Annotated in this window: 8 protein-coding genes; all 8 read left to right on the top strand. The window is 76.1% G+C overall.

Translation table 11 applies throughout. The features are described from left to right. Nucleotides 1–141: 141 nt before the first annotated feature. The 8 genes from GTQ99_RS17680 to GTQ99_RS17715 all read left to right on the top strand — a co-directional run bounded on the left by GTQ99_RS17680 (nucleotide 142) and on the right by GTQ99_RS17715 (nucleotide 6,697). The gene (locus GTQ99_RS17680) at nucleotides 142–837 is read left to right on the top strand and encodes a cell division protein FtsQ/DivIB (protein ID WP_338075066.1); all 696 of its coding nucleotides are present in this window, start codon (nucleotides 142–144) and stop codon (nucleotides 835–837) included. Between the two features lie 285 nt (nucleotides 838–1,122). Then, a complete protein-coding gene (ftsZ, locus tag GTQ99_RS26270) occupies nucleotides 1,123–2,547 on the top strand; it encodes a cell division protein FtsZ (RefSeq protein ID WP_166617044.1) in 1,425 nt (474 codons plus the stop codon). Nucleotides 2,548–2,569: 22 nt separating this feature from the next. Continuing rightward, complete coding sequence (pgeF, locus tag GTQ99_RS17690) at nucleotides 2,570–3,295, top strand: peptidoglycan editing factor PgeF (protein WP_166617045.1); 726 nt, start codon at nucleotides 2,570–2,572, stop codon at nucleotides 3,293–3,295. Further along, nucleotides 3,292–4,056, top strand: a complete 765-nt coding sequence (locus GTQ99_RS17695; protein WP_338075067.1) for a YggS family pyridoxal phosphate-dependent enzyme — start codon at nucleotides 3,292–3,294, stop codon at nucleotides 4,054–4,056. Before pgeF ends, GTQ99_RS17695 begins: the two co-directional genes overlap by 4 nt. Nucleotides 4,057–4,165: 109 nt before the next feature. Next, nucleotides 4,166–4,741, top strand: a complete 576-nt coding sequence (locus GTQ99_RS17700) for a cell division protein SepF (protein ID WP_166617046.1) — start codon at nucleotides 4,166–4,168, stop codon at nucleotides 4,739–4,741. A gap of 39 nt (nucleotides 4,742–4,780) precedes the next feature. Beyond that, entirely contained in the window at nucleotides 4,781–5,086 is a 306-nt protein-coding gene (locus tag GTQ99_RS17705) for a YggT family protein (protein WP_166617047.1), read from the top strand. 169 nt (nucleotides 5,087–5,255) lie between these two features. Then, entirely contained in the window at nucleotides 5,256–5,960 is a 705-nt protein-coding gene (locus GTQ99_RS17710) for a DivIVA domain-containing protein (protein WP_166617048.1), read from the top strand. Nucleotides 5,961–6,301: 341 nt separating this feature from the next. After that, complete coding sequence (locus GTQ99_RS17715) at nucleotides 6,302–6,697, top strand: TraR/DksA family transcriptional regulator (protein WP_338075068.1); 396 nt, start codon at nucleotides 6,302–6,304, stop codon at nucleotides 6,695–6,697. Nucleotides 6,698–6,819: the final 122 nt, after the last annotated feature.

Below are 6,819 nucleotides of genomic sequence, written 5' to 3' on the forward strand. Positions count from 1 at the left end.
CGTGGAGGCCGCCGGCGACGTCGGCACCCTGCTGCTGGACAAGACCGGCACCATCACCCTCGGCAACCGGCAGGCCCACGAGCTGCTGCCCGCCCCCGGCGTGACGCTCGCCGAGCTGGCCGACGCGCCGGCGGCCGGCGGGTGCGCCGGTGGCGGCCGGGCCGGCGCACGGCGCTGGCCGCGGCCGTCCTGGTGCTGCTCTGCGCGGCGGTGGGCTGGGTGCTGCTGGGCTCGCCCTGGCTGCGGGTGGAGCAGGTCCGCGTCGAGGGGACGGAGCGCACCGACCGGGCCGCAGTGGAGGCGCTCGTCGACGACGCCCGGGGTGCTGCGCTGGCCGGGGTGGGCACCGGCTCGCTGGCCCGGCGGGTGGAGCAGCTGCCGCTGGTCGCCTCGGTGGACGTGACGCGCTCCTGGCCCTCCACCCTGCGGGTCGTCGTGCACGAGCGCCAGGCCGTCGCGGCGGTGCCCTCGCGCACGGGGGGAGTGGACCTCGTCGACGGGGACGGCACGGTGCTCGTGCACGACGACGTCCCGCCGCCCGGCGTGCCGACCCTCGACGTCGACGTCGCCGCCGCGGGTCCGCAGGCGCTGCAGGCGGCCATCGCGGTCAACGGCTCGCTGTCGCCGCAGGTGCGCTCGCTGGTGCTCTCCATCGCCGCCACCAGCCCCGACGCGGTGAGCCTGCAGCTGGCCGACGGCCCCCGCGTCACCTGGGGCGACGCCTCGCGCCCCGAGCGCAAGGCCGAGGTGCTGCTGCGGCTGCTGCAGGAGCCGGCGGTGGCGGCCGCCGACGAGGTCGACGTCTCGGCCCCCGACTTCGCCACCGCCACCCCGTGACCTTCACCACGTCCTGAGGGCCAGCACTGAGTGACCACTTGGTGACTGCGAGTTGATCACGACGTGGTCGCAGTCGGGTCACGGTGGTCTCACCCCCCGTCGAACGCGTCCGATCCGGGGTGTTCGCGCGACACGCCGAGCCGTCGGTTGCAGTTCACCCTCATCGCTCCCTACGGTCACCACCCAGCAGGAAGTGACATAACGTTGACCCTCTACTTGAGGGTCAGGGTTCGCACCACCGCTCAACACAGCGAGATTCGGCGAAAGAGGCGAGAGGCACTCGACGTGGCAGCTCCGCAGAACTACCTAGCGGTCATCAAGGTCGTCGGCGTCGGCGGCGGCGGCGTGAACGCGGTCAACCGGATGATCGAGGTCGGCCTCAAGGGCGTCGAGTTCATCGCCGTCAACACCGACGCCCAGGCCCTGCTGATGTCGGACGCCGACGTCAAGCTCGACGTCGGCCGCGAGCTGACGCGCGGCCTCGGCGCGGGCGCCGACCCCGAGGTCGGCCGCAAGGCGGCCGAGGACCACGCGGAGGAGATCGAGGAGGTGCTCAAGGGCGCCGACATGGTCTTCGTCACCGCCGGCGAGGGCGGCGGCACCGGTACCGGCGGCGCACCCGTCGTCGCCCGCATCGCCCGCTCGCTGGGCGCCCTGACGATCGGCGTGGTCACCCGCCCCTTCACCTTCGAGGGCCGCCGGCGAGCCAACTCCGCGGAGTCCGGCATCGCCGAGCTGCGCGACGAGGTCGACACCCTGATCGTCATCCCCAACGACCGGCTGCTGTCCATCAGCGACAAGCAGGTCAGCATCCTGGACGCCTTCAAGTCCGCCGACCAGGTGCTGCTGTCCGGCGTCCAGGGCATCACCGACCTCATCACCACCCCCGGTCTCATCAACCTCGACTTCGCGGACGTGAAGTCGGTCATGCAGGGCGCGGGCTCGGCCCTCATGGGCATCGGCTCGGCCCGCGGCGACGACCGCGCGGTCCAGGCCGCGGAGTCGGCGATCTCCTCGCCGCTGCTGGAGGCCAGCATCGACGGCGCGCACGGCGTCCTGCTCTCCATCCAGGGCGGTTCGGACCTCGGCCTCTACGAGATCAACGAGGCCGCCCGCCTCGTGCAGGAGGCCGCGCACCCCGAGGCCAACATCATCTTCGGCGCCGTCATCGACGACGCCCTCGGCGACGAGGTCCGCGTCACGGTCATCGCGGCGGGCTTCGACAGCGGCAGCCCGCTGCGCCGCCGCGACGAGCGCGCCCTGGGCCAGGCCCCCCAGGCGCCCGCCGGCCGCCCGCAGCAGCAGGGCAGCGCCGTGCCGCCGCGCGCGGCCCGCCCAGACGGCTGGGGCGCGCCCTCCCAGCAGTTCGCCCCCTCGGCGCCGCAGGCCCCGCAGGTGCCCCCGGCCACGCAGCAGCCGCAGCAGCCGCAGTACGCCCCCGCGCCGGCGCAGCAGCCCGCCTACGCGCAGGCGCCCGCGCAGCCGGTCCAGCAGCAGCAGCCGGCCCAGCACCAGCCGCAGCACCAGGCCCAGCACCAGGCCCACCAGGAGCAGCCGGTGGCCCAGCAGCCGCCGCAGGTGGTGCCCGGCGAGGACCCGGTCCAGGTCCCGCGGATCATCGAGCTGCCCCAGGACACCGCGGGTGCCCGCCGCCCGGTGCGCCCGCGCGTCGAGGAGGACGACCTCGACGTGCCCGACTTCCTCAAGTGAGGTCGGGGCGGCTCTGACGACCGTGCTCGACGTCCCCGTCCCGCTGCTGGACGCCGGCCTGCCGGCCGGCGTCCGCGGCGGGTTCACCACCCGGGCGGGCGCCGCGGGCGACCCGCCCTTCGCCGGCCTCAACCTCGGCGACCACGTGGGCGACGACCCGGGCCGGGTGGCCGCCCACCGCGACGCCCTGCGCCGCGCGGTCGGCGCCCGCGCCCTCGTCGTGCCCGAGCAGGTGCACGGCGCCGACGTGGTCGTCCTCGACGGCGTGCCGGCGACGCCGCCGCGCGCCGACGCGCTGGTCACCGCCGTGCCCGGGCTCGCGCTCGCGGTCGTCGTGGCCGACTGCGTGCCGGTCGTGCTGGCCGACCCGGCCGCCGGGCTGGTGGCCGTGGCCCACGCCGGCCGGCCCGGCCTGGTGGCCGGTGTCGTCCCCGCGGTCGTCGCGGCGCTGCGCGGGGCCGGCGCCCGCGACCTGGTGGCCGCGCTGGGACCCTCCATCTGCGGCGGGTGCTACGAGGTGCCGGCGGCCATGGCCGACGAGGTCGCCGCCAGCGTGCCCGCGGCGCGGGCCCGCACCCGCCGCGGCACCCCGGCCGTCGACGTCCCCGCCGGGGTCCTCGCCCAGCTCGCCGAGCTCGGCGTGCCCGCCCGCCGCACCGCGCGCTGCACCAGCGAGCACGGGGACCTCTACTCCTACCGCCGCGACGGGCGCACCGGCCGCAGCGGGGCGGTCGTGGTCCTGGCGTGAGCGGCCCGGAGGCGGCCGGTGCGGCCGAGGAGGCGGTGGCCGCCCCCGAGCGCACCGCGCAGCTGCGCGCCGGCCTGGAGGCCGCGCGCGCCCGGGCGGCCGCCGCGGCGCGCACGGCCGGCCGGGACCCGGGGGAGCTGACGCTCGTGGTCGTCACCAAGTTCTTCCCCGCCGCCGACGTGCGCGCCCTGGCGGCGCTCGGCGTGCGCGACGTGGGCGAGAACCGCGACCAGGAGGCCTCGGCGAAGGCCGGTGCGCTGCGCGCCGGGGTGCCGGACCTGCGCTGGCACTTCATCGGCCAGCTGCAGACCAACAAGGCCCGCTCGGTGGTGGGCTACGCCGACACCGTGCACTCCGTGGACCGCGCGAAGCTGGCGGCGGCCCTCGGCGCCGAGGCGGCCCGGGCCGGGCGCCCGCTGGGGTGCTTCGTGCAGGTCGACCTCGCCACCGCGCTGGGGCAGCCGGTGGACCCCGCCCGGGGCGGCGCGGCGGCGGCCGACGTGCCGCGCCTGGCCGACGCCGTGGCGGCCCAGCCGGCGCTGCGGCTGCGCGGTCTCATGGCGGTCGCCCCGCGCGGGACGGAGCCCGCCGCGGCCTTCACCGCACTCGCCGCCCTGGCCGAGCGGGTGCGCGGGGACCACCCGGGCGCGCGCGAGCTGTCGGCGGGCATGAGCGGGGACCTGGAGCAGGCCGTGGCGGCCGGGGCGACACACCTGCGTGTCGGCAGTGCCATCCTCGGATCGCGACCGCCCGCGCGGTAACGTCACGCGCGTCCCGACCCGGCCCTGCGGGCCGAGCGGACGCCCCGGTGGTCCGGTTCCCGGTCCACCGACTGGTCAGACAACCGAGCACGATCCCGAGGAGCCTGCGATGGCCGGCGCGCTGCGCAATGCGATGGTCTACCTCGGCCTCGCCGAGGACGACCGCTACGCCGAGGACACCGAGGTCGAGTCGTCGCGAGCCCGCAGCGAGGCGGCGCGCGAGGTCCGGCACGAACCGCGGCACGAACCCCGCGTCGAGGTGCGGCACGAGCCCCGCCCGGCGCCCGAGCCGGTCCCCGTCGCCGAGCGCCGCCCGAGCGCGGCCACGGCGCAGGTGACCCCCATCAGGAAGCAGGTGGCCCACGTGGTTCCCCCGTCGAGCCCCGTCTCCTCCGGCGCGGGTGAGCTGCACCGGATCACGACGATCCACCCGCGCACCTACAACGAGGCGAAGACGATCGGGGAGTCCTTCCGCGACGGCGTGCCGGTGATCATGAACCTCACCGACATGGACGACTCGGACGCCAAGCGCCTCGTGGACTTCTCCGCCGGCCTGGTCTTCGGCCTGCACGGCTCCATCGAACGGGTGACCAACAAGGTCTTCCTGCTGTCGCCGCAGAACGTGGAAGTGGCGACGCAGGAGGAGGAGCGCCCCGCCGAGCGCACCTTCTTCAACCAGTCGTGACGGTGGGGGTCGACGCCGTCCGTCAGGCAGGATGAGGACGTGGCCGTCCTCTTCAAGCTCCTCGAGCTCGTCGTCTTCCTCTTCTTCATCTGCCTCATCGGCAGGCTGGTGCTCGACTGGGTGCAGGCGCTCTCGCGCGAGTGGCGGCCGCGCGGTGCGGTCCTCGTCCTCGCCGAGTCCGTCTACACCGTCACCGACCCGCCGCTGAAGGCCCTGCGCAAGGTGCTGCCGCCGCTGCGCCTGGGAGCGGTCCAGCTGGACCTGGCCTTCCTCGTGCTGGCCATCCTCTGCTCGATCCTCATGCCCACCCTCGACGGGCTCGCGACGAGCTTCGCCCAGGCCTGAGCCGCCCGGCCCGCCGCTGCGGGTGCAGCGGTGCCGGGTGGTCGTGGTGCGCCGCGGGCGGGACGGCCGGTGCCGTGCGCCGTCGTCCGGGGCGCGGGCGATCACGTCCGCTACGGTGGGGCCGAGTTCGCCGTCCGTCGGGGGCGGTCCGTCAGCGAAGGTGCGTGCCATGCCGCTCACTCCCGAAGACGTCGTCGAGAAGCGCTTCAACCCCACCCGGGTCCGCGAGGGGTACGCGCAGGACGAGGTGGACGACTTCCTCGACGAGGTCGTCGCCGAGCTGCGCCGGCTCAACGCCGAGAACGCCGAGCTGCGCGGTCAGCTCGGCCAGTGCCAGGCCCGCGTCTCCGAGCTGACCCGCGCCGGTGCGGGCCAGGTGCCCGCCGAGCCGGCGGCGTCCGCCGACGGGACCGCCGAGGCCGCCCCGCTCGACGCCGAGCCGGCGGCCGCGCAGCCGGCACCGGTCGCCGCCGCGGAGGCCGCTCCCGAGCCCGTCGCCGCGACGACCGCGCCCACCGGGCCGACCGGGCCGACCGGGGCCGGCGGAGGCGACCCCTCCGTGCGCGCGGCGGGGGTCATCGCCCTCGCGCAGCGCCTGCACGACGAGTACGTGCGCGAGGGCGAGAGCCGGCGCGACGCGCTGCTGGCCGAGGCCGAGGAGCAGGCGCAGCGCGTGGTGGCCGAGGCCGAGGTGCGGCGCGAGCGCACGCTGGGCGACCTGGAGAGCCGCCGCCACCAGCTCGAGGACGTCATCCGCCAGCTGCACGGGCGGGAGACGACCTACCGCGAGCAGCTGGAGCACTTCATGACCGGGCAGCTGGAGGACCTGCGCCGCGTCGAGCGCGTCGTCCCCGACGAGGCCGTCAGCCGGTAGCCGCCGCCGCCGCGACGCGCCGACGACGTCCCGCGAGCGCCTGCGAGAGCCCCTCCAAGGAGCCCATCCGAGGGCCCGCCACGACAGCCGCCACTCCCCGACGGGTGGCGGCTGTCGTGCGTGCGGGTCCACCGGGCGGCCGAACATCGGCAACTTTCCGTTTCCGGTTGCTCACACACGGTGATAGTCCCTAGTGTCTCCCGCACGCGGCACCCGGCCGTGAGCAGATGGAGGGGGGACCACAGGTGCACGGGACGACGGCAGGGACTGCGACGGCGGGCGCGACGACGCGGATCACGGGGCACGGGCACGCCAGCGGGCGCGCGGCGCGCGCCGCGACGGTGCGCGAGCTCCCGGTGCGCGAGAGCGAGGAGGCGTGGACGCCGGCCGAGCTCGAGGAGGTCCGCCAGGAGCTGCAGGCCGAGGTGGACCGCCTCACCCACCAGCTCGACGACGCCACCTCCTCCTTCTCGGCGCTGGTGCGCTCGGGCGGCGAGGGGGCCGGTGACGACCAGGTCGACCACGGTGCGACGACCGCGGGTCGCGAGCACGAGATGACCATCCTCAACAACGCGCGCGACCTGCTGGAGCAGACGCAGCGCGCGCTGGTGCGCATGACCTCCGGCGCGTACGGGGTCTGCGAGTCGTGCACCGGGCCCGTCGGCAAGGCCCGGCTGCAGGCCTTCCCGCGCGTCACGCTCTGCGTGTCCTGCAAGTCGCGCACCGAGCGGCGCTGACGCCACACCCGCACCGGGGGGTGCCGGTGGCCGCGCCCGGGCGGGCGGCCACCGGCGCCGGGACGGCCTGCGGGCGTGGGACACTCGCTGGGCCATGAGCCGCACTCCCGCCCCCTCCCAGC

The organism is Kineococcus vitellinus, from assembly GCF_009906315.1.
Lineage (GTDB): Bacteria > Actinomycetota > Actinomycetes > Actinomycetales > Kineococcaceae > Kineococcus > Kineococcus vitellinus.